This window comes from Pseudomonas sp. B6001, from assembly GCF_013386015.1.
Lineage (GTDB): Bacteria > Pseudomonadota > Gammaproteobacteria > Pseudomonadales > Pseudomonadaceae > Aquipseudomonas.
Window position 1 is genome coordinate 486,363 of sequence record NZ_JACAOX010000017.1, and the last position, 20,220, is coordinate 506,582.

Annotated in this window: 16 protein-coding genes; 6 read left to right on the top strand and 10 right to left on the bottom strand. The window is 60.4% G+C overall.

The features are described from left to right. The first annotated feature begins 48 nt into the window (after positions 1-48). Together HX821_RS19610 and glyA are read left to right on the top strand one after the other, a co-directional pair. On the top strand, positions 49-3,900 hold the full coding sequence (locus tag HX821_RS19610; RefSeq protein WP_023659180.1) for a bifunctional diguanylate cyclase/phosphodiesterase: 3,852 nt from the start codon (positions 49-51) through the stop codon (positions 3,898-3,900). A gap of 241 nt (positions 3,901-4,141) precedes the next feature. Further along, complete coding sequence (glyA, locus tag HX821_RS19615; protein ID WP_008432824.1) at positions 4,142-5,395, top strand: serine hydroxymethyltransferase; 1,254 nt, start codon at positions 4,142-4,144, stop codon at positions 5,393-5,395. Between the two features lie 196 nt (positions 5,396-5,591). Here glyA and yjiA read toward each other — a convergent pair whose 3' ends face one another. The 3 genes from yjiA to HX821_RS19630 form a co-directional block, all read right to left on the bottom strand. After that, positions 5,592-6,551, bottom strand: coding sequence for a GTPase (yjiA, locus tag HX821_RS19620; protein WP_003215828.1), 960 nt, complete (start codon positions 6,549-6,551; stop codon positions 5,592-5,594). A 147-nt stretch (positions 6,552-6,698) separates the two neighbouring features. Next, entirely contained in the window at positions 6,699-6,896 is a 198-nt protein-coding gene (locus HX821_RS19625; protein ID WP_003176208.1) for a YbdD/YjiX family protein, read from the bottom strand. A 15-nt stretch (positions 6,897-6,911) separates the two neighbouring features. Next, positions 6,912-8,978, bottom strand: coding sequence for a carbon starvation CstA family protein (locus tag HX821_RS19630; protein ID WP_177036243.1), 2,067 nt, complete (start codon positions 8,976-8,978; stop codon positions 6,912-6,914). Positions 8,979-9,151: 173 nt separating this feature from the next. On the opposite strand from HX821_RS19630, the gene HX821_RS19635 reads away from it, so the two are divergent. Next, the gene (locus HX821_RS19635) at positions 9,152-9,520 is read left to right on the top strand and encodes a PilZ domain-containing protein (protein WP_003215824.1); all 369 of its coding nucleotides are present in this window, start codon (positions 9,152-9,154) and stop codon (positions 9,518-9,520) included. A 115-nt stretch (positions 9,521-9,635) separates the two neighbouring features. On the opposite strand, the gene radA is transcribed toward HX821_RS19635, so the two are convergent. The 3 genes from radA to katB form a co-directional block, all read right to left on the bottom strand. Further along, on the bottom strand, positions 9,636-11,003 hold the full coding sequence (gene radA / locus HX821_RS19640; RefSeq protein WP_003215821.1) for a DNA repair protein RadA: 1,368 nt from the start codon (positions 11,001-11,003) through the stop codon (positions 9,636-9,638). Positions 11,004-11,038: 35 nt separating this feature from the next. Next, positions 11,039-11,578: an ankyrin repeat domain-containing protein gene (locus HX821_RS19645; protein WP_087695252.1), complete on the bottom strand. Its 540-nt coding sequence runs from the start codon at positions 11,576-11,578 to the stop codon at positions 11,039-11,041. Between the two features lie 105 nt (positions 11,579-11,683). After that, positions 11,684-13,225 (bottom strand): catalase KatB, encoded by a 1,542-nt coding sequence (gene katB, locus HX821_RS19650; protein WP_003215817.1) that lies wholly within the window; start codon positions 13,223-13,225, stop codon positions 11,684-11,686. Between the two features lie 286 nt (positions 13,226-13,511). Here katB and mscL point away from each other — a divergent pair, with 286 nt between their 5' ends. Next, positions 13,512-13,928 (top strand): large-conductance mechanosensitive channel protein MscL, encoded by a 417-nt coding sequence (mscL, locus tag HX821_RS19655; protein ID WP_003215816.1) that lies wholly within the window; start codon positions 13,512-13,514, stop codon positions 13,926-13,928. Positions 13,929-13,968: 40 nt separating this feature from the next. On the opposite strand, the gene HX821_RS19660 is transcribed toward mscL, so the two are convergent. Beyond that, positions 13,969-14,745, bottom strand: a complete 777-nt coding sequence (locus HX821_RS19660) for a ferredoxin--NADP reductase (RefSeq protein ID WP_177036244.1) — start codon at positions 14,743-14,745, stop codon at positions 13,969-13,971. A gap of 405 nt (positions 14,746-15,150) precedes the next feature. Between HX821_RS19660 and HX821_RS19665 the strand changes: the two genes are divergently transcribed. Next, positions 15,151-15,861 (top strand): LuxR family transcriptional regulator, encoded by a 711-nt coding sequence (locus tag HX821_RS19665; RefSeq protein WP_003215813.1) that lies wholly within the window; start codon positions 15,151-15,153, stop codon positions 15,859-15,861. A gap of 128 nt (positions 15,862-15,989) precedes the next feature. Continuing rightward, entirely contained in the window at positions 15,990-17,114 is a 1,125-nt protein-coding gene (locus HX821_RS19670; RefSeq protein ID WP_177036245.1) for a methyltransferase, read from the top strand. Between the two features lie 41 nt (positions 17,115-17,155). Here the strand turns inward: HX821_RS19670 and HX821_RS19675 are convergent, their stop codons facing one another. From HX821_RS19675 to HX821_RS19685, 3 genes are read right to left on the bottom strand one after another with little or no spacing between them, the layout of a single operon-like run. Further along, positions 17,156-17,323: a DUF2474 domain-containing protein gene (locus HX821_RS19675; RefSeq protein WP_003215809.1), complete on the bottom strand. Its 168-nt coding sequence runs from the start codon at positions 17,321-17,323 to the stop codon at positions 17,156-17,158. A gap of 12 nt (positions 17,324-17,335) precedes the next feature. Then, positions 17,336-18,343, bottom strand: a complete 1,008-nt coding sequence (cydB, locus tag HX821_RS19680; RefSeq protein WP_008432810.1) for a cytochrome d ubiquinol oxidase subunit II — start codon at positions 18,341-18,343, stop codon at positions 17,336-17,338. Between the two features lie 3 nt (positions 18,344-18,346). Then, the gene (locus tag HX821_RS19685) at positions 18,347-19,786 is read right to left on the bottom strand and encodes a cytochrome ubiquinol oxidase subunit I (protein WP_008432808.1); all 1,440 of its coding nucleotides are present in this window, start codon (positions 19,784-19,786) and stop codon (positions 18,347-18,349) included. Between the last annotated feature and the right edge of the window lie 434 nt (positions 19,787-20,220).

Sequence of the window (20,220 nt, forward strand, 5' to 3'; positions counted from 1 at the left end):
TTATAGTGCACGTCGCGCGCCAGTCCAGCCAAACCGCAGGATCACAGTTTGTCCAACGTAACGCCGCCAACTCCCCTGCGCGCCGCTCATATAGCGCCGGGAGCGCCCCTGCACGGAACCCTGAAGGGCGCATTGGCGACGCTGGTTTTGTTGCTGCTCGCGTTATTGTTCTGGCAACTGCTGGACCAGTTGCAGCAAAACCAGAAAAACCAGCAGCAATACACCATCGACTACAGCGCCGACCTGGCCGAACAGATCAGCCTGAACATGGCCCTCAGTGCGCAGATTGCGCTGAACCTGCTGCCGATCGTCGAACCGCCGCGGGACGCCGAACAGCAACAAATCCTGATGCGCACCTTGCAACGCTCCTTGCCGGAGTTGCGCAGCGTCGCCCTGCTCGCCCCCAGCGGCGCGATGATCAGTGACAGCGCCAGCGACAGCCAGGACAGCGCCTGGCTCGAAGAACTGGTCAAGCGCAGCCACGCCCAGTCCTATTACCTGAGCAACAACAACGACGGCACCGTCATCTACCTGCTGCTGCACCAGCCCAGCGGCGGCACCAAGATGTACTGGGCCTTGCGCCTGGCCCCCAATTACCTGGCCAACCTGACCCGCCAGGATGGCCAGGGCCAGCGCCCGATGTGGGTCATCGAAAACCGCCTGAACCACCGGGTGGTCAGCCGTGACAGCGGGATGCCGGCCCAATGGGCCACCGCGTTGACCCCGGACGAGTTGAACAAAAGTGTACTGGTCACGCCCCTGAGCAAGAGCGACTGGCAACTGCGCGGCCTGTTCGACCGCGCCGCCGTGCTGGAGCAACTGCTGCCAGCCTTTATCGGCAAATGCCTGCTGGGCCTGGCCTTCTCGCTGATCCCGGTGATCGTGCTGCTGAACATGCGCCGCCGCCAGCGCCAGGTGCACGAGGGCCGCCGGCGCTACCAGGATATTTTCGAAGGCACCGGCGTGGCCCTTTGCGTGCTCGACCTGTCGGGCCTGCGCGCGTTCTTCGATAGAGCCCGACTGCAAACCCGCGAGCAGTTGCAACAGTTGCTGCAAGACAACCCGGAACAGCGCCAGCAACTGCTCAAGGAACTGCGCATCACCGAGGTCAACCAGGTGGCGGTGCGCCTGCTGAATGTCGCTTCTTGCGAGCAGGCCTGGGAGCGCCTGATCGACGCCTGCCCGTCGAGCCCGACCGCCATCGGCAACCAGGTGATCGACGCGGTGCTGACCCAGCAGAAGCAGCTTGAACTGGAAATCCAGCTCAGCGATATCGAAGGCAACGACCAATACCTGTGGCTGGTGATGCGCCTGCCGGAACAACAGGACGACTTCAAGGCCGTGATCCTGAGCATCAGCGACATCACCAGCCGCAAGCTGATCGAGTTGTCACTGGTGGAGCGCGAGAGTTTCTGGTCGGACGTGGTGCGCACCGTGCCCGATCACCTGTATGTGCAGGACGTGATCAGCCAGCGGATGATTTTCAGCAACCACCACCTGGGCCACACCCTGGGCTACAACAAGCCCGAGCTGCAGCAGATGGGCGAGTACTTCTGGGAGATCCTGCTGCACCCCGAAGACGCCGAGCGCTACCACGACCTGCGCCTGCAACAGCGCCAGGCCGGCTACCTGAGCCAGTTGCAGTGCCAGTTGCGCTTTCGCCACCGCAACAACCAATGGCGGCGCTTCGACATCCGCGAACAGGCCCTGGCCCGTGACAAGACTGACCAGGTGACGCGCATCATCGGCGTCGCCAAGGACATCACCGACCAGATCGAAGCCAGTGAATCCCTGCGTGACAGCGAACAGCGCTACCGCATGCTGGCGGAAAGCATCAGCGACGTAATCTTCTCCACCGACAGCAAGCTGGCCCTCAACTACGTCAGCCCTTCGGTGAACGCGGTGCTGGGCTATGACGTCGACTGGATCTTCGAAAACGGCTGGCAATCGACCATCGCCAACCCGCAGCAACTGACCGGTATCTACTCCCTGGTGGAGCAAGTCAGCCGCGCCCTGGACCAACCCGAATCCCTCGCGGCCTTGCGCAACGACGTGCAGACCCAACTGTTCCTGTTCGACTGCCTGCGGGCCGACGGGCGCAAGATCCCCATCGAACTGCGCCTGGTGCTGGTGTGGGACGAACACGGCGCATTCGAGGGCATCCTTGGCGTGGGTCGTGATATCAGCCAGCAGCGCCGTGCGGAAAAAGACCTTCGCATGGCGGCCACGGTATTCGAACACTCCACCTCGGCGATCCTGATCACCGACCCGGCCGGCTACATCGTGCAGGCCAACGAGGCGTTCAGCCGGGTCAGCGGTTATGCGGTGGCGGACGTGCTCGACCAGTTGCCGAACATGCTCACCGTCGACGAACAGCAGGAAGCCCACCTGCGCTACGTGCTCAAGCAATTGCACCAGCACAGCACCTGGGAAGGCGAAGTGTGGCTCAAGCGCCGCAACGGCGAGCATTACCCGGCCTGGGTCGGAATTACTGCCGTGTTCGATGACGAAGGCGACCTGGCCAGCTACGTGTGCTTCTTCAGCGACATCAGCGAACGCAAGGCCAGCGAGCAGCGCATCCATCGCCTGGCCTACTACGACGCCCTGACCCACCTGCCCAACCGCACGCTGTTCCAGGACCGCCTGCACACCGCGCTGCAATCGGCGGAACGGCAGAAGTCGTGGGTGGTGTTGATGTTCCTCGACCTAGACCGCTTCAAGCCGATCAACGACTCCCTGGGCCACGCCGCCGGCGACCGCATGCTCAAGGAAATGGCCACCCGCCTGCTGGGCTGCGTCGCCGAAGACGACACCGTGGCGCGCATGGGCGGCGACGAATTCACCTTGCTGCTGCAACCGCGGGTCAACCGTGAGATGGCGCTGAACCGGGCGATTCACGTGGCCGAGCAGATCCTGGCCAGCCTGGTGAAGCCGTTTGTGCTGGAGGGCCGCGAGTTCTTCGTCACCGCCAGTATCGGCATCGCCCTGAGCCCGCAGGACGGCAATGAACTCAGCCAGTTGATGAAAAACGCCGACACGGCGATGTACCACGCCAAGGAGCGGGGCAAGAACAACTTCCAGTTCTACCAGGCCGACATGAACGCCAGCGCCCTGGAACGCCTGGAGCTGGAAAGCGACCTGCGCCACGCCCTGGAACAGAACGAATTCGTGCTGTATTACCAGCCGCAGTTCAGCGGCGACGGCAAACGTTTGACCGGCGCCGAAGCCCTGCTGCGCTGGCGCCATCCGCGTCGCGGGCTGGTGCCGCCGGGGGACTTCATCCCGGTGTTGGAGGAGTTGGGGCTGGTGGTGGACGTGGGTGACTGGGTGATCAGCGAAGCCTGCCGCCAACTCAAGACCTGGCACCAGAACAAGGTGCGGGTACCCAAGGTCTCGGTCAACATTTCGGCCCGGCAGTTCTCCGACGGACAACTGGGCGAGCGCATCGCCACCATCCTCAAGGACACCGGCCTGCCGCCGGCGTGCCTGGAGCTGGAGCTGACCGAAAGTATCCTGATGCGCGAGGTCAACGAAGCGATGCAGATCCTCGCCAGCCTGAAAAACCTCGGCCTGAGCATCGCGGTAGATGACTTCGGCACCGGTTATTCATCGTTGAACTACCTCAAGCAGTTCCCCATCGACGTGCTGAAGATCGACCGTACCTTTGTCGACGGCCTGCCGTCGGGTGAGCAGGATGCGCAGATTGCCCGGGCGATTATCGCCATGGCCCACAGCCTGAACCTGGCGGTGATCGCCGAGGGTGTGGAAACCCATGAGCAGCTGGACTTCCTGCGGGAGCACGGTTGCGATGAGGTGCAGGGCTACCTGTTCGGGCGACCGATGCCGGCGAACCGGTTTGAGGCGCAGTTCAGCAATGATGCGCTGTTCATGTTCGACTGAAATCCTCAGGTGATGCGGATGGCCTCTTCGCGAGCAAGCCCGCTCCCACATTCGACCGTATTCCACCTGAAGGAACCCGATTGAATGTGGGAGCGGGCTTGCTCGCGAAGGGGCCCGAACAAACACCACCTATCCCCAGATGAGCCCCGCTTGTCCGCGACATGATGTCCTTTCATATGCCATCTAAAACCCATTGGGTTAGAATGCGCTTCTTTTCTGCCCCCGATCCTTGAGGACCGCCATGTTCAGCCGTGATTTGACTATTGCCAAGTACGACGCCGATCTCTTTGCCGCCATGGAGCAAGAAGCTCAGCGCCAGGAAGAGCACATTGAGCTGATCGCTTCGGAAAACTACACCAGCCCCGCCGTGATGGAGGCTCAAGGTTCGGTTCTGACCAACAAGTACGCCGAAGGCTATCCGGGCAAGCGCTACTACGGCGGTTGCGAGTTCGTCGACATCGTTGAGCAACTGGCCATCGACCGCGCCAAGGAACTGTTCGGCGCCGATTACGCCAACGTCCAGCCACACGCCGGCTCCCAAGCCAACAGCGCCGTGTACCTGGCCCTGCTGCAAGCGGGCGACACCATCCTGGGCATGAGCCTGGCCCACGGCGGTCACCTGACCCACGGCGCCAGCGTTTCCTCCTCCGGCAAGCTGTACAACGCCGTTCAGTACGGCATCGACGGCAACGGCCTGATCGACTACGACGAAGTCGAGCGCCTGGCCGTTGAGCACAAGCCAAAAATGATCGTGGCCGGTTTCTCTGCCTACTCGCAGATCCTGGATTTCCCACGCTTCCGCGAAATCGCTGACAAGGTCGGCGCCTACCTGTTCGTCGACATGGCCCACGTGGCCGGTCTGGTCGCCGCTGGCGTCTACCCGAACCCGGTTCCGTTCGCTGACGTCGTGACCACCACCACCCACAAGACCCTGCGCGGTCCACGTGGCGGCCTGATCCTGGCTCGCGCCAACGCCGAGATCGAGAAGAAGCTGAACTCCGCGGTATTCCCGGGCGGCCAGGGTGGCCCGCTGGAGCACGTGATCGCCGCCAAAGCGATCTGCTTCAAGGAAGCCCTGCAGCCTGAGTTCAAGACCTACCAGCAGCAAGTGGTGAAAAACGCCAAGGCCATGGCCGGCGTGTTCATCGAGCGCGGTTTTGACGTGGTGTCCGGCGGTACTGAGAACCACCTGTTCCTGCTGTCGCTGATCAAGCAGGACATCTCCGGTAAAGACGCTGACGCCGCTCTGGGCAAAGCCTTCATCACCGTGAACAAGAACTCGGTACCGAACGACCCACGTTCGCCGTTCGTCACCTCCGGCCTGCGCTTCGGCACCCCGGCTGTGACCACTCGTGGCTTCAAGGAAGCAGAGTGCAAGGAACTGGCTGGCTGGATCTGCGACATCCTGGCTGACCTGAACAACGAAGCAGTGATTGACGCTGTGCGTGAGAAGGTCAAGGCCATCTGCAAGAAGCTGCCGGTATACGGCGCTTGATTGCAGTTGCTTGAATGAAAAGCCCGGCTCTTGAGCCGGGCTTTTTTATGCCTGAAAACGCTGCTTTCTCAATTTGAAATGACATCAAATGTGGGAGCGGGCTTGCTCGCGAAAGCGCTGTGTCAGTGATGCATGGGCTGACTGATACACCGCTTTCGCGAGCAAGCCCGCTCCCACATTTTGACTGCGTTTCAAGTCAGGATTGGTAAACCCGCGCAAAGCCTTCGCGAATCTTCTCTTCCGGCAACTCGTCAGCAATAAACACAATCACACTTTCCCGCGCTTCGCCTTCGGCCCATTCGGTGTCCCAATCGAACCCGTAGAGCTTCAGCACGCCCTGGAACACCATGCGCCGGTCTTCCCCGGCAATGTTCAGCACGCCTTTGTAGCGCAGCAATTGCTTGCCGTGGTCTTCCAGCAGCTCGTTCATGAACTCGCTGAGTTTGTCGATATCCAGCGGCTGGTCAGTGCGCAGCACCAGGCTGGAAATACGATCGATGGACGGCGCCTGGCTCACCGGGCGCAGGCTCATGCCGGCGTTGAGGTTGAAGCCGCGCACATCCAGCAGTTCGGCGAGGTCGATCTTGCCGTGTTCCACCACACGAATCGGCGCCCGGCGGTTGATACGAGTCAGGCGCTCGCTGAGGGCGTCGAAGGTGGCATCGTCCACCAGGTCGCGCTTGCTCACCAGCAGGCGGTCGGCAAACCCGATCTGCGCCTGGGCGATGGTCTGGGTCAGGTGGTGCTCGGCGTGGGCCGCGTCCACCAGGGTGATGATGCCGTCGAGGATGTAGCGCTCGCGCAGTTCTTCATCGATGAAAAAGGTCTGGGCCACAGGGGCCGGGTCGGCCAGGCCGGTGCACTCGATCACCAGGCGGTCGAAGGCGATCTCGCCGCTGTCCAGGCGCTCCAGCAACAGGTACAGGGCCTTGGTCAGGTCAGTGTGGATGGTGCAGCACACGCAGCCATTGGAGAGGGTCATGACTTGCACCGGCTCGCTGCCCAGCAGTTGGGTGTCGATACCGGCGTCGCTGAATTCATTTTCGATCACGGCGATTTTCAAGCCGTGCTCGGCCTTGAGCAGGTGACGCAACAAGGTGGTCTTGCCAGCGCCGAGGAAGCCGCTGAGGACGGTGACGGGAATGGGAGAGGACAAAGAATTCTCCTTGAAGAAACACAAAACAAATGTGGGAGCGGGCTTGCTCGCGAAGGCGGCGTGTCAGTCAGCACATGCATCACTGAAAGACCGCCTTCGCGAGCAAGCCCGCTCCCACAAGGGATTACCGCAGCCCGAACTACCGGGCTAGCAGCACTTGGGCCCACCCTTGCCGCCGTAACGGGCTTCCTGGCGTTCCCGGAAGAACGCCTTGTAGTCCATCATCGGTTTGTCCGGGTGCTTGGTTTGCATATGCTCGACGTAAGTGTCGTAGTCGGGCATGCCGACCATCAGGCGCGCGGCCTGACCGAGGTATTTACCGAGGCGACTGATGTCATTGAACATGATTGCAATCCTCTATCACGCGTCCGGGATGGCCTGGTATGGCGCTTCTTTGTCCGTACGTTCCTTTTTGCCCCAGGCGGCAATGCCGACTTTGAGCGCATAGAACAGGATGCTGAGGACCACGAACAGGAACAGCGCCGTCAGCGTTGCGTTGGTGTAGGCGTTCCAGATCACGTGTTGCATCTGGTCGATGCTCTTGGCCGGTGCGAGGATCTGGCCGCCGGCCAGGGCGTCGCTGTATTTCTTGGCCAGGGACAGGAAGCCGATCGCCGGGTTAGCGTCGAACAGCTTGATGAAGCCTGCGGTCACGGTGCAGATCAGCAGCCATACGGCTGGCAGCATGGTCACCCAGATGTAGCGCTGGCGTTTCATTTTGATCAGCACAACGGTGGCGAGCATCAGCGCGATACCGGCCAGCATCTGGTTGGAGATACCGAACAGCGGCCACAAGGTGTTGATGCCGCCCAGTGGGTCGATCACGCCTTGATACAGCAGGTAACCCCACATCGCCACGCAACCTGCGGTAGCGATCAGGTTGGCCGTCCAGGACTCGGTACGCTTGAGCGCCGGCACGAAGGAGCCGAGCAAATCCTGCAGCATGAAGCGACCGGCACGGGTACCGGCGTCGACCGCAGTCAGGATGAACAGCGCTTCGAACAGGATCGCAAAGTGGTACCAGAACGCCATGGTGTTTTCACCCGGCAGGACGCTGTGCAGGATCTGCGCGATACCCACCGCCAGGGTCGGCGCACCACCGGCACGGGCCAGGATGGTGGACTCACCAATGTCATGGGCCACCGCCTGCAACGCTTCCGGGGTAATTGCAAAACCCCAGCTGCTGACGGTTTGCGCCACAGCCACCACGTCACCGCCGACAATCGCGGCCGGGCTGTTCATGGCGAAGTACACCCCTGGCTCGATCACCGAAGCGGCAACCATCGCCATGATGGCCACGAACGACTCCATCAACATGCCGCCGTAGCCGATGTAACGGGCGTGCCCTTCACTGGCCAGCAACTTGGGCGTGGTGCCCGAGGAGATCAGTGCGTGGAAACCCGAGACCGCGCCACAGGCGATGGTGATGAACAGGAACGGGAACAGGCCGCCCTTCCACACCGGGCCGGTGCCATCGATGAACTGGGTCAGCGCCGGCATTTTCAGGTCGGGCATGGTCACCAGGATGCCAATCGCCAGGGCGATGATGGTGCCGATTTTCAGGAACGTAGACAGGTAGTCCCGTGGTGCGAGGATCAGCCACACTGGCAGCACGGCAGCCACGAAGCCATAACCCACCAGCATCCAGGTGATCTGGATGCCGGTGAAGCTGAAGGCCTTGGCCCACACCGGGTCAGCGGCAATCTGCCCGCCCAGCCAGATCGAACCCAGCAGCAACAGCACGCCGACAATCGAGATTTCACCGATGCGGCCCGGGCGGATGTAGCGCATGTAAATGCCCATGAACATCGCGATCGGAATGGTTGCCATCACCGTGAAGATGCCCCACGGGCTTTCGGCCAGGGCCTTGACCACGATCAGCGCCAGCACCGCGAGGATGATGATCATGATCAGGAAGCAGCCGAACAGCGCGATGGTCCCGGGCACACGGCCCATTTCTTCGCGGACCATGTCCCCCAGGGAACGGCCGTTGCGACGAGTGGACAGGAACAGGACCATGAAGTCCTGCACCGCCCCGGCCAGCACCACGCCGGCGATCAGCCACAACGTGCCGGGCAGGTAGCCCATCTGCGCCGCCAGTACCGGGCCGACCAATGGCCCTGCGCCGGCGATTGCCGCGAAGTGGTGACCAAAAAGGATGTGTTTGTTGGTCGGCACATAGTCCAGACCGTCGTTGTTCAGCACAGCGGGGGTAGCCCGCAGTGGATCGAGCTGCATCACATGGTTAGCGATGAACAGACTGTAGTAACGGTAAGCAACCAGATAAATGGCCACTGCTGCGACCACGATCCACAAGGCGTTGATCGCCTCGCCGCGGCGCAAGGCCACTACGCCCAGGGCGCACGCTCCTACGATTGCCAGCAGCAGCCAGGGTAGATGGCGTAGCAGGCTATTATTATTTTTCATTTTTATATTCCAGCCAGGGTGGACAGAAAGACAGCCATCCCGAGTTTAGCGCTACTGGCCTTAAAGGCCACCCCCCTACGTTGGTCTAGAGCCTTGCCGGAGCGAAAAAAGCAGAAAAAACCGTCCCATGATGGCGCACGGCTACAATTCCTTTATCCACAGAGGGTTTCACCATGAGCGAACAGCCTTCAGACCGACGCCGTTTCCGACGCATTGCCTTCGACGCCAGGACCGAGCTCACGCAAGACGGCCATGTCTGGTCGGTGCAATTGGTAGATTTGTCGCTCAAGGGCTTGCTGGTGCAACGGCCGCAAGAATGGCACGGCCATCGCTACGAATCGTTCGATGTGGACATTCATCTCGACGCCGAGACCGACGTGAAGATGCAGGTGCGGCTAACCCACGACGATCATGGGCAGCTCGGCTTTGTGTGCGAACACATCGACCTCGACTCCATCAGCCACCTGCGGCGGATAATCGAGCTGAACCTCGGTGATCAGGCAGAGCTGGAGCGGGAATTCGCCGCCTTGCTGGAGACCTGAACATGTGGGAGCTGGCTTGCCTGCGATGGCGGTGTGTCAGTTTGCATATTAATCAGCTGATACACCGCCATCGCGGGCAAGCCCGGCTCCTACAGGGGTGATGGGTGGCTGGCGACTATTCGAACAGGGCATCCAGCGCCTGCTCCAGGCGCGTCACCCCGATCACTTGCAGCCCCGGTGGCATTTCTTTCGGCGCATTGCCCTTGGGCACGATGGCGCGCTTGAAGCCGTGCTTGGCCGCTTCCTTCAAACGCTCCTGGCCACTGGGCACCGGGCGCACTTCACCCGACAGGCCCACTTCGCCAAACACCAGCAAATCATGGGGCAACGGCCGGTTGCGCAGGCTGGACATCACCGCCGCCATCAACGCCAAGTCAGACGCGGTTTCCAGCACCTTGACCCCGCCCACCACGTTGAGGAATACATCCTGGTCATGGGTGGGAATGCCGCCGTGGCGGTGCAATACCGCCAGCAACATCGCCAGCCGGTTCTGGTCCAGGCCCAGGGTGACACGACGCGGGTTGGCCAAGTGGCTGTCGTCCACCAGCGCCTGGACTTCCACCAGCATCGGTCGGGTGCCTTCCCACGTTGCCATCACCACACTGCCCGGGACTTCTTCCTGGGCGCGGGTAAGAAAAATCGCTGACGGGTTGGAGACCTCTTTCAAGCCCCGGTCAGTCATGGCGAACACACCCAGCTCGTTGACTGCGCCAAAACGGTTCTTCACCGCCCGCAACAAACGCAACCGCCCATCGGACTCGCCTTCGAAATACAGCACGGTGTCGACCATGTGTTCCAGCACTCGTGGGCCGGCCAGCGCGCCTTCTTTCGTCACGTGGCCCACCAGGAAAATCGCCGTACCGCTCTGTTTCGCATAGCGCACCAGCAGCGCGGCACTTTCCCGCACCTGGGACACGCCACCCGGTGCCGATTGCAGTTGTTCGGTGAAAATCGTCTGGATCGAATCGATCACCATCACCTTGGGCTTTTCCAGGCGCGCGGTGGCGATGATGCTTTCGATGCAGGTTTCGGTCATCACCCGCAGTTGGTCCTGAGGCAAGCCCAGGCGGCGCGCACGCATGGCCACCTGCTGCTGGGATTCTTCGCCGGTGACATACAACGCCGGCATGCGGCTGGCGATGCTGCACAGGGTTTGCAGCAGGATCGTGGATTTACCGATGCCCGGGTCACCGCCGATCAGTACCACCGAACCATCCACCAGGCCGCCGCCCAGCACCCGGTCCAGTTCACCGGAAGCGGTGGAGAAACGCGGGATTTCTTCGACGCTGACTTCGGCCAGGGTCTTGATCTGGGTTTGTTGCCCGGTCCAGCCGGAACGGCCGCTGGGGGCCACGGCGCCGCCGCTCTCGATCATGGTTTCGGTCAGGGTGTTCCACGCACCGCATTCCGTGCACTGGCCGGCCCACTTGGGAAAGGTCGCGCCGCACTCCGTGCAGCCATACATGCGCTTGGCCTTTGCCATTTGAGAACCTCCAACCGAAAAACCGCGATGATAGCTCAGCGCGGCGCCGGGGTACGGATTTCACCGCTGGCCAAACGTGAAGCGCTGTTACCGATCGGGTCTTCGGCATTCAGATCGGCGCCCTTGGCTTTCAGTTCATCCAGCAGTTCCACGCGCTTGAACAGCCCGGCATACATGGCCGCCGTTTGTCCGGCGCCGTTGCGCTGGTCGGGGTTGCAGTCGGTGGCGAGCAGGCGCTGGGCGATTTTCAGCTCACCCTTGAAGATCGCGCCCATCAACGCCGTGTTGCCACGTTTGTCCTGCACGCAGGCATCGGCGCCGGCGGCGAGCAATCGGTCCACGTAGGCACTTTCGCCGTGATAGGCGGCGAGAATCAGCGCCGTGTAGCCTTTTTCATCCTGGGTGTTCAGCGGATAGCCGGATTCGATGAAGGTGTTGAGCATTTCCACGTCGCCACGGCGGGCGGCGTCGAAGTAGTAATCCTGCAGTTGTGCCTTAAGCGCGGCCGGGTCAGCTTGTTCGGCCAATACGCTGAACGACAAACACGCAAGGACAGCGCCTATAAAGATTCGCATGGCAAATTCTCAGTGATGTGCCACCTGTAGGAGCCGGCTTGCCGGCGATGGCGTACTTGTGTGCGCTATCGCCGGCAAGCCGGCTCCTACAGGGAGCGTGGGCGGTTAGTCGGTCAGCTTTTCGGCCAATGCCTTGACGCGGGCCAGGTCGCCCTTGGCCACTTTGGTCACGCCGGTGCCGTACTCCGGATCCGCCTTGTAGAGGAACGACAGGATGATGTGCTTGCTCTCGTCATCGGTGGTGGCCAGGGAGCCTCCGAAGTTGTCGATCAAGTCCTGACGCTCTTTCTTGTTGAACGAGCGGTACAGGTCGCCGGCCTGCTTGAAGTTCTGCTCACGCTGGATCTTCGCTTGCTGCGTACTGCCCGACAGGGCCGACTGGCTGTACCGCGCGGTTTGCGGCTCTTCCCGTGGCAGCAGGCGGCTTGGCTGGTAGTTCACGCCAGTGGTGGTCTTGCCGAAATTCATCGCGCCGTCCTGGTTACCGTTGTTGACGGTCACCCGGGGTGCGTTGATCGGCAGTTGCAGGGCGTTTGGCCCCAGGCGGTACATTTGCGTATCGGCGTAGGAGAACACCCGGCCTTGCAGCAGGCGGTCTTCCGACGGCTCGATGCCCGGCACCAGGTTGGCCGGCGCCATGGCGACTTGCTCGGTTTCCTGGAAGACGTTGGCCGGGTTGCGGTTCAGCACCATCTGCCCGACTTTGCGCTCCGGTACGTCCGGCCAGATCTTGGTGGCATCCAACGGGTCGAAATCAAACTTGGCCAGGTCTTCCGGTTTCAGCACTTGCACATACAGGTCCCACTTGGGGAAGTCGCCCTTATTGATGTGCGTGACCAAATCATTGGTCATATGGCTGTAGTCACGGCCCTGTACTTCAGTCACTTGTTTAGGATCGAGGTTCTTGATGCCTTGCAGGCTCTTCCAGTGAAACTTGACGTAGTGCACTTCGCCCTTGGCGTTAATCAACTTGTAGGCATGTACACCGTTACCGTCCATTTCCCGGTAACTGGCTGGAGTACCGGAGTCCGAGTACAACTCGGTCAACGTACGAGTGGACTCCGGAACATGGGAGAAGAAGTCAAAGCGACGGGAATCATCGTCCAGGTTAGTGCGCGGATCGGGTTTAAAGGCGTGAACCATGTCCGGAAACTTGATCGCATCGCGAATAAAGAATGTCGGGAAGTTATTACCGACCAGGTCCCAATTACCTTCGGCGGTGTAGAACTTGGTGGCGAAGCCGCGCGGGTCACGCAGGGTTTCCGGCGAATGGTTGCCGTGAACGACCGCAGAGAAGCGCACAAATACCGGCGTGGCTTCGCCGGCGGCAAACACCTTGGCCTTGGTCAGGTCGCTGAGGTTATCGGTGACGGTGAAAGTACCGTGAGCGCCGGTGCCACGGGCGTGCACAACGCGCTCCGGAATACGCTCGCGATCAAAGCGCTGCAACTTCTGGATCAGTTGCACGTCTTGCAACAGGACCGGGCCATTCGCACCGGCGGTTTGCGAGTTCTGATTGTCACCGACCGCCGCGCCATTATCGCGCGTGAGGTTGGCGGCGTGTACGGACAGCGAAAGAAGACTGGCGCTCACTGCAAACAGCACCTGTCGCGCAGAAATAGGCCCGCGGCTAATAGGGTTTTTCATCGAGGTATCCTCTGGTTTTTTTAGTGCACATTGAGTTGTGCTTGCCAGAGGCTAGTGAGACGCGAGTCAGAAGATAAGTAGAAAAGTCTTACCATGGCGATTGAAAAAATAGTGTGGTAACCCACTGAAATAGCGGGTATTCCGCGCGCGATTGGTGGCACTTTGCAAACTATTTGCGATTTAATGTGTCGATAAAAACGGACACTGTTAGCAGTTGTGTCGAGCAAGCCTCGCCACACTGTCTTACACTGGCTTCTACCTCCTCATCTGTAACAAGGAATAACCTATGGGCGTGTTAAGTGAGTTCAAGGCCTTCGCGGTCAAAGGTAATGTGGTCGACATGGCGGTCGGTATTATCATCGGCGCCGCCTTCGGCAAAATTGTTTCATCCTTTGTAGGCGACGTGGTGATGCCACCTATCGGCCTGTTGATCGGGGGTGTCGACTTCGGCGACCTGGCCGTAACGCTTAAAGCCGCCCAGGGCGATGCGCCGGCCGTCGTACTGGCGTACGGCAAGTTCATCCAGAGCGTGATCGACTTTGTGATCGTTGCGTTTGCGATCTTCATGGGCGTGAAGGCCATCAACCGCCTGAAGCGTGAAGAGGCCGTGGCACCTAGCCTGCCGCCGGTCCCGACCAAGGAAGAAGTGCTGCTGGGGGAGATCCGCGATCTGCTCAAGGCACAGAACAGCAAGCCCGAGTAAGCTCGGCAAAAAGTAAAGGCGCCTGCAGGGCGCCTTTGTTTTACCAGTAGTTTTCTACCGCGACCTGCCCCGGACGGCGGGTCAGGCTCAGTTGCATGTCGCGCTGTTTCAGCAACTGACGCGTGTCGTCGATCATCTGCGGGTTACCGCAAATCATCACCCTGGAATGCTCGGGGGTCAGCTCGATGCCTGCGGCGCGCTCCAATTCGCCGTTCTCGATCAGGGTGGTAATCCGCCCATTCAGCGCGCCCGGATGTTGCTCGCGGGTGACAATGGGAATGTAGGTGAGCTTGTGGGCGTATTCTGCCAGGTACTCACGTTCGCCCAGTTCATGGATCAACGACTGGTAAGCCAGCTCCCTTGCTTCGCGGGCGCTATAGACGAGGATGATCCGCTCGAATTTCTCCCACACTTCGAAGTCCTGCAGGATCGAGAGAAACGGCGCAATACCGGTCCCGGTGCCCAGCAGCCACAGATCGCGACCATCCACAAACCGGTCCAGGGTCAGAAAGCCCGTGGCCTGGCGTTCTACCAGCAGGGTATCGCCCTCGCGCAGGCGGCTCAGCTCACTGGTGAACTCGCCACCCGGCACCACGATGGAAAAGAAATCCAGGTGCTCATCAAAGGGCGACGACACCACCGAATAAGCACGCCACACAATGCCGCCATCGGCCTTGGTCACCCCAAGACGCACGAATTGTCCGGCGCGAAAACGAAAACCAGGGTCTCGGGTAGTGCGCAGGGTAAACAGGCTGGGGGTCAGCGATTGCACGCCGAGCAGGGTTTGGCGGGTGTATTTTTCAGCACTGGCCGTCATGGGAAACTCCATTTGCAGAGGCCCCTAGTGTCCCCCAAAGCGCCGGCTGGAAACACCGATGGTTTGTGCTGGCATTGCCGCTGCCCATTGTGGCAACCGCTGGGCGGTACTAAATATTTGGCTATTAGTCGCCTTCCAACAAGCCATTAGATGAGGGAGTGTAACTAAATACTAACAAGGCGCATTTAGAGCAAGTTCTTAAAACTAATGGAAAAAAATCTTATCGAACGCCTGAAACCTGTACACCGTAGCCAGGTTGTACAAATGTTATTGGCCTAACGCCCGCTTGAACATAACCAAATTTTTATTCCGAGCTGTAGCCGTTGTCCTACACTATTTTTTCACGTTGTAACCGGGGGCCTTGGAAGTACCCCATGTAAAAACCGTTCGCATGGAGAGTTACCGATGGTCAACTGGCACAACACTCGCCTGCCCAAACTCGAAGGGGAAAGCGAAATAACCAGTATGTACGAAGCTGCCCTCAACCTTACCTACGAGCTTGGCTTCCAATACTGCGCATTCACCCTTAGTTCCCATCTACCCAACAACCAAACGAAAACTATCAACCTCAACAACTATTCAAATGAATGGAATACGCTGTACAGACAAGAGCACTACTTTGATCTCGACCCTGTGGTTGCGCATTGCAAACGCTCGGTTCTACCGATCGTATGGGACGAGAAAACCTTTTCTTCGGTACCGGACTTATGGGCCCATGCCCAGTCCAACGGACTGAATTTCGGATGGACCCAATCGGTTCATGACTTCCAGGGTGTTTTCAGCATGTTGAGCCTGGGGCGTGCCACCGGCCCAGTGGGCCCTGAAGAACTCTATGAAAAAGCCGGGCAAGTGCTCTGGATTTGCCACGCCATGCACGCGGTGGTGGCCAAAAAATACGCAGACAATCCCAGCCCGCAAGCGCCCAGCAAATTGACCCCGCGGGAAACCGAAATCCTGCAATGGTCGGCCTTGGGCAAGACCGCCTCGGACATCGCCACCATCCTGTGCCTGTCCGAACGCACGGTCGGCTTCCATATCAGCAGTGCGATGAAGAAACTGGGGGTCAGTAACAAGATTGCCGCAGTGATCACGGCAGTCAAATGCGGGTTGTTTTAAACACCGCATGTAATCCAGGGGAAAAAAACGTAACATTTGCGGCCAGTTCCGGGTGATGACGCGAGCCCCTGATGCGCCTCGCGTCGCCGCTCACCTCGATGGTTCGCTTACCCAGAGTCTCCCCCGCCATGCCCCTGCTCGACAGCCCCTTCGCCCAACTCGACCTGATCCGTCAGCCAGAACAGCACAACGACCCGCTGCAAGCGTTTGATGCAGCCGATGAGTATTTGCTCAGCTACCTGGCGGAACAACAGCTGACGACGGCGACCCGCGTCCTGGTGCTCAACGACAGTTTCGGCGCGCTGGCGGCCAGCCTCGAAGGGCATGTGCGGGTCACCTCCAGTGGTGACTCGTTCCTCGGCGCCCTGGGCCTGGAGAAAAACCTGGCGCGCAACGGCAAGGCTTTCGACGCGGTAACGTTCCTGCCCGCCAGCCAGACACCTGCCGGGCCGTTCGACCGCGTACTGATCCGCGTGCCGAAAACCCTGGCCCTGCTCGAAGAACAATTGATTCGCCTGCAAGGTCAACTGGCACCCGGCGCCGAAGTGATTGCCGGGGCGATGGTCAAGCACCTGCCACGGGCTGCCGGCGAACTGCTGGAGCGCTACATCGGCCCGATGCACGCCTCACTGGCGGTAAAAAAGGCCCGACTGCTGATCGCCACCCTGGCCGATCGGCCACACGCCGTATCGCCCTACCCTACGCGCTACAGCCTGGAAACCCCGGCCATCGAACTGCTCAACCACGCCAACGTGTTCTGCCGCGAAGGCCTGGACATCGGCACCCGGGCCTTCCTGCCGCACCTGCCACAAAACCTGGGCGGCGCCCGCGTAGCCGACCTGGGTTGCGGTAATGGCGTCCTGGCGATTGCCAGCGCGCTGCAAAACCCCGAGGCGCAGTACACGCTGGTCGACGAGTCTTATATGGCGGTGCAATCGGCGGCCGAGAACTGGCGCGCGGCGCTGGGCGAACGTGACGTGCTGATTCGCCCCGGCGACGGCCTGGCCGATCAGGAAGCGCAGTCACTGGATGTGGTGCTGTGCAACCCGCCGTTCCACCAGCAGCAAGTGGTGGGAGACTTCCTCGCCTGGCGCATGTTCCAGCAAGCGCGGGAAGCGTTGGTAGTGGGCGGCGCCCTGTATATCGTCGGCAACCGTCACTTGGGTTATCACACCAAGTTGGCGCGGTTGTTCCGCGGTGTCGAGCAAGTGGCGGCCACGCCGAAGTTCGTGATTCTCAAAGCGCGCAAATAAAAAAGCCCTCCATAAAGGAGGGCAATAGTTACAACGGGATGTCAGTGGGTGGTCAGGCCCGCGGCATTCATGAACATGCGCATCAGGCTGGCCACCACGAACAGGGCCAGGACGCTGCCGGTCCAAATCATCGCCAGCCAGCCCAGGCGCTGCCAGAGCGGCTTTTTCTCGGCCTGTTCGATGTCGTGCAACGAAGGTTTGCCGGACATGAGTCAATCCTCCTAGTGATAACCGTCTTCGTGGGTGACCTTGCCGCGGAACACGTAGTAGCTCCAGAAGGTGTAGCCCAGGATGAACGGAATGATGAACAAGGTGCCCACCAGCATGAAGCCCTGGCTTTGCGGCGGTGCGGCGGCGTCCCAGATCGAGACTGACGGCGGGATGATGTTCGGCCACAGGCTGATCCCCAAGCCACTGTAGCCAAGGAAGATCAGCACCAGTGTCAGCAGGAACGGCGTGTAGTGCGCATTGCGGGCCACGGCGCGAATCAGGCCGTACATAGTCACCAACACCAGGATCGGCACCGGCAGGAACCAGAACAGGTTCGGCAGGGTGAACCAGCGCGAGGCGATTTCCGGGTGGGCCAGCGGCGTCCAGAGGCTGACGATACCGATCACCGCCAGCACCACGAAGGCCAGGGGCCGGGCCAGGTTGTGCATCTTCTCCTGCAAGCTGCCTTCGGTCTTCATGATCAGCCAGGTGCAGCCCAGCAGCGCATACGCCACGATCAGGGCCACGCCGCAGAACATCGTGAACGGCGTCAGCCAGTCCAGGGAGCCACCGGCAAACTGCCGGTCGACCACCGGGATGCCATCAATGAACGCCCCCAGCGCCACGCCCTGGAAGAACGTCGCTGCCAGCGAGCCGCCGATGAAGGCCTTGTCCCACAGGTGACGCTTGTCGTCCTTGGCCTTGAAGCGGAACTCAAACGCCACGCCGCGAAAGATCAGCCCGATCAGCATCAGCATCAGTGGCAGGTACAGCGCCGAGAGCACCACCGAATAGGCCAGCGGGAACGCGCCAAACAACGCCGCGCCGCCGAGTACCAGCCAGGTTTCGTTGCCGTCCCACACGGGGGCGACGGTGTTCATCATCACGTCACGGTCGGTCTTGCCCGGGATGAACGGGAAGAGAATGCCGATCCCCAGGTCGAAGCCATCCATGACCACGTACATCATGATGCCGAAGATGATGATCACGGCCCAGATCAGCGGAAGATCAATACCCATGGCTCAGTTCCCCTTGTTCAAGGTGTCGCCGTGATCGGCATCGGCACTGTCATCAGCCGCCGACAACGGACGCGCCGGTGTGCGTTTCTGCCCAGGGCCACCGTGGGTGGGCTCGGTGCTTTCGTGGGTCACAGGCCCTTTGCGCACCAGGCGCATCATGTAGCCCAGGCCAGCGCCGAACAGCGCGAAGTACACCACCACAAACAACACCAACGTAATGCTCATCTGCGCAAAACTGTGGTTGGACGAGGCGTCCGCCGTGCGCATCAGCCCGTAGACCACCCACGGCTGTCGGCCGATCTCGGTGGTGAACCAGCCGGCGAGAATCGCGATCAGGCCGGACGGGCCCATCCACAGCGCCAGGTACAGGAACGGCTTGGACGTGTACATCTTGTCGCCACGGCGCAGCCAGAGGCTGAACAGGCCGGTGAAGATCATCAGGAAGCCCAGGCCCACCATGACCCGGAACGACCAGAACACGATGGTCGAGTTGGGACGGTCCTCAGGCGGGAACTCCTTGAGGGCCGGCACCTGCTTGTCCAGGGAGTGGGTCAGGATCAGGCTGCCCAGGTACGGAATTTCTACTGCGAACTTGGTTTTTTCAGCCTTCATGTCCGGCCAGCCGAACAGGATCAGCGGCGTGGGCTCGTTGCCGATATTTTCCCAGTGGCCTTCAATCGCGGCGATCTTCGCCGGCTGATGCTTGAGGGTATTCAGGCCGTGGAAGTCACCGATGACCGCCTGGATCGGCGCAACGATCAGCGCCATCCACATCGCCATCGACAGCATGGTGCGGATCGCCGGGTTGTCCTTGCCGCGCAGCAAGTGCCAGGCCGCCGAGGAGCCGACGAAGAACGCGGTCGCGACGAACGCGGCCGTGGCCATGTGCATCAGGCGGTAGGGGAACGACGGGTTGAAGATCACGGCCAGCCAGTCGGTTGGAATCACCCGGCCATCAATGATTTCAAAGCCCTGTGGCGTCTGCATCCAGCTGTTGGAGGCAAGAATCCAGAAAGTCGAGATCAGCGTGCCGACGGCCACCATCACCGTGGCAAAGAAGTGCAGCTTGCGTCCGACCTTGTTCCAGCCGAACAGCATGACCCCCAGGAAACCGGCTTCGAGGAAGAACGCCGTGAGCACCTCATAAGTCAGCAACGGCCCGGTGACGGCACCGGCGAAGTCCGAGAAGCGGCTCCAGTTGGTGCCGAACTGATAGGCCATGACCAGGCCGGAGACCACGCCCATGCCGAAGTTGACGGCAAAGATCTTCGACCAGAAATGGTAGAGGTCACGGTAGGTGTCGTTGTGGGTCTTGAGCCACAGGCCTTCCAGCACCGCAAGGTAACTGGCCAGGCCGATGGTGATGGCCGGGAACAGGATATGGAATGAGATGGTGAACGCGAATTGAATTCGGGCGAGATCTAGCGCCTCCAAACCGAACATAAGTCTTCCTCTGTCAGGTAATACCGAATGCTGGCTGGAGGCCTGCACCCACTGCCCCCACGGATATGGAGTGTGGCGAATTCAAATTCGTTTCTTTTTATAACCAACCACGCAGGGATTCTGGCCTTGCGGCCGCCAGAGCAATCCCGGCGAAGGTTTTGATCTGGATCAAGCATTGCTGAAAGAGTAGTCCCATTTTCGCGAGAGCAAGGCGTGGTCTTTTGCCGCGTGACAGGTTGCCTCAGTGGTCACTGGGTGTTGTCTTTGGTGAGATTGGGCGTGTTTTGGGTGTATATCCGTTATTTGGGTGATGGCTGGTATTGGTTCCGCTCTTACAGCGGCTCACTTTTGAAAAGCGCAAAAGTAAGCAAAACGCTCTTGCCCCACCACTCGGCTCCTCGCTTAGGCTCGGAGTGCCCTCACTCCGGCTTTGG

Coding starts and splice junctions, on each gene's coding strand:
- glyA (WP_008432824.1), top strand. CDS start 4,142: ATGTTCAGCCGTGATTTGACTATTGCCAAGTACGACGCCGATCTCTTT.
- HX821_RS19625 (WP_003176208.1), bottom strand. CDS start 6,896: ATGTTCAATGACATCAGTCGCCTCGGTAAATACCTCGGTCAGGCCGCG.
- HX821_RS19630 (WP_177036243.1), bottom strand. CDS start 8,978: ATGAAAAATAATAATAGCCTGCTACGCCATCTACCCTGGCTGCTGCTG.
- HX821_RS19635 (WP_003215824.1), top strand. CDS start 9,152: ATGAGCGAACAGCCTTCAGACCGACGCCGTTTCCGACGCATTGCCTTC.
- radA (WP_003215821.1), bottom strand. CDS start 11,003: ATGGCAAAGGCCAAGCGCATGTATGGCTGCACGGAGTGCGGCGCGACC.
- HX821_RS19645 (WP_087695252.1), bottom strand. CDS start 11,578: ATGCGAATCTTTATAGGCGCTGTCCTTGCGTGTTTGTCGTTCAGCGTA.
- katB (WP_003215817.1), bottom strand. CDS start 13,225: ATGAAAAACCCTATTAGCCGCGGGCCTATTTCTGCGCGACAGGTGCTG.
- mscL (WP_003215816.1), top strand. CDS start 13,512: ATGGGCGTGTTAAGTGAGTTCAAGGCCTTCGCGGTCAAAGGTAATGTG.
- HX821_RS19660 (WP_177036244.1), bottom strand. CDS start 14,745: ATGACGGCCAGTGCTGAAAAATACACCCGCCAAACCCTGCTCGGCGTG.
- HX821_RS19665 (WP_003215813.1), top strand. CDS start 15,151: ATGGTCAACTGGCACAACACTCGCCTGCCCAAACTCGAAGGGGAAAGC.
- HX821_RS19670 (WP_177036245.1), top strand. CDS start 15,990: ATGCCCCTGCTCGACAGCCCCTTCGCCCAACTCGACCTGATCCGTCAG.
- HX821_RS19675 (WP_003215809.1), bottom strand. CDS start 17,323: ATGTCCGGCAAACCTTCGTTGCACGACATCGAACAGGCCGAGAAAAAG.
- cydB (WP_008432810.1), bottom strand. CDS start 18,343: ATGGGTATTGATCTTCCGCTGATCTGGGCCGTGATCATCATCTTCGGC.
- HX821_RS19685 (WP_008432808.1), bottom strand. CDS start 19,786: ATGTTCGGTTTGGAGGCGCTAGATCTCGCCCGAATTCAATTCGCGTTC.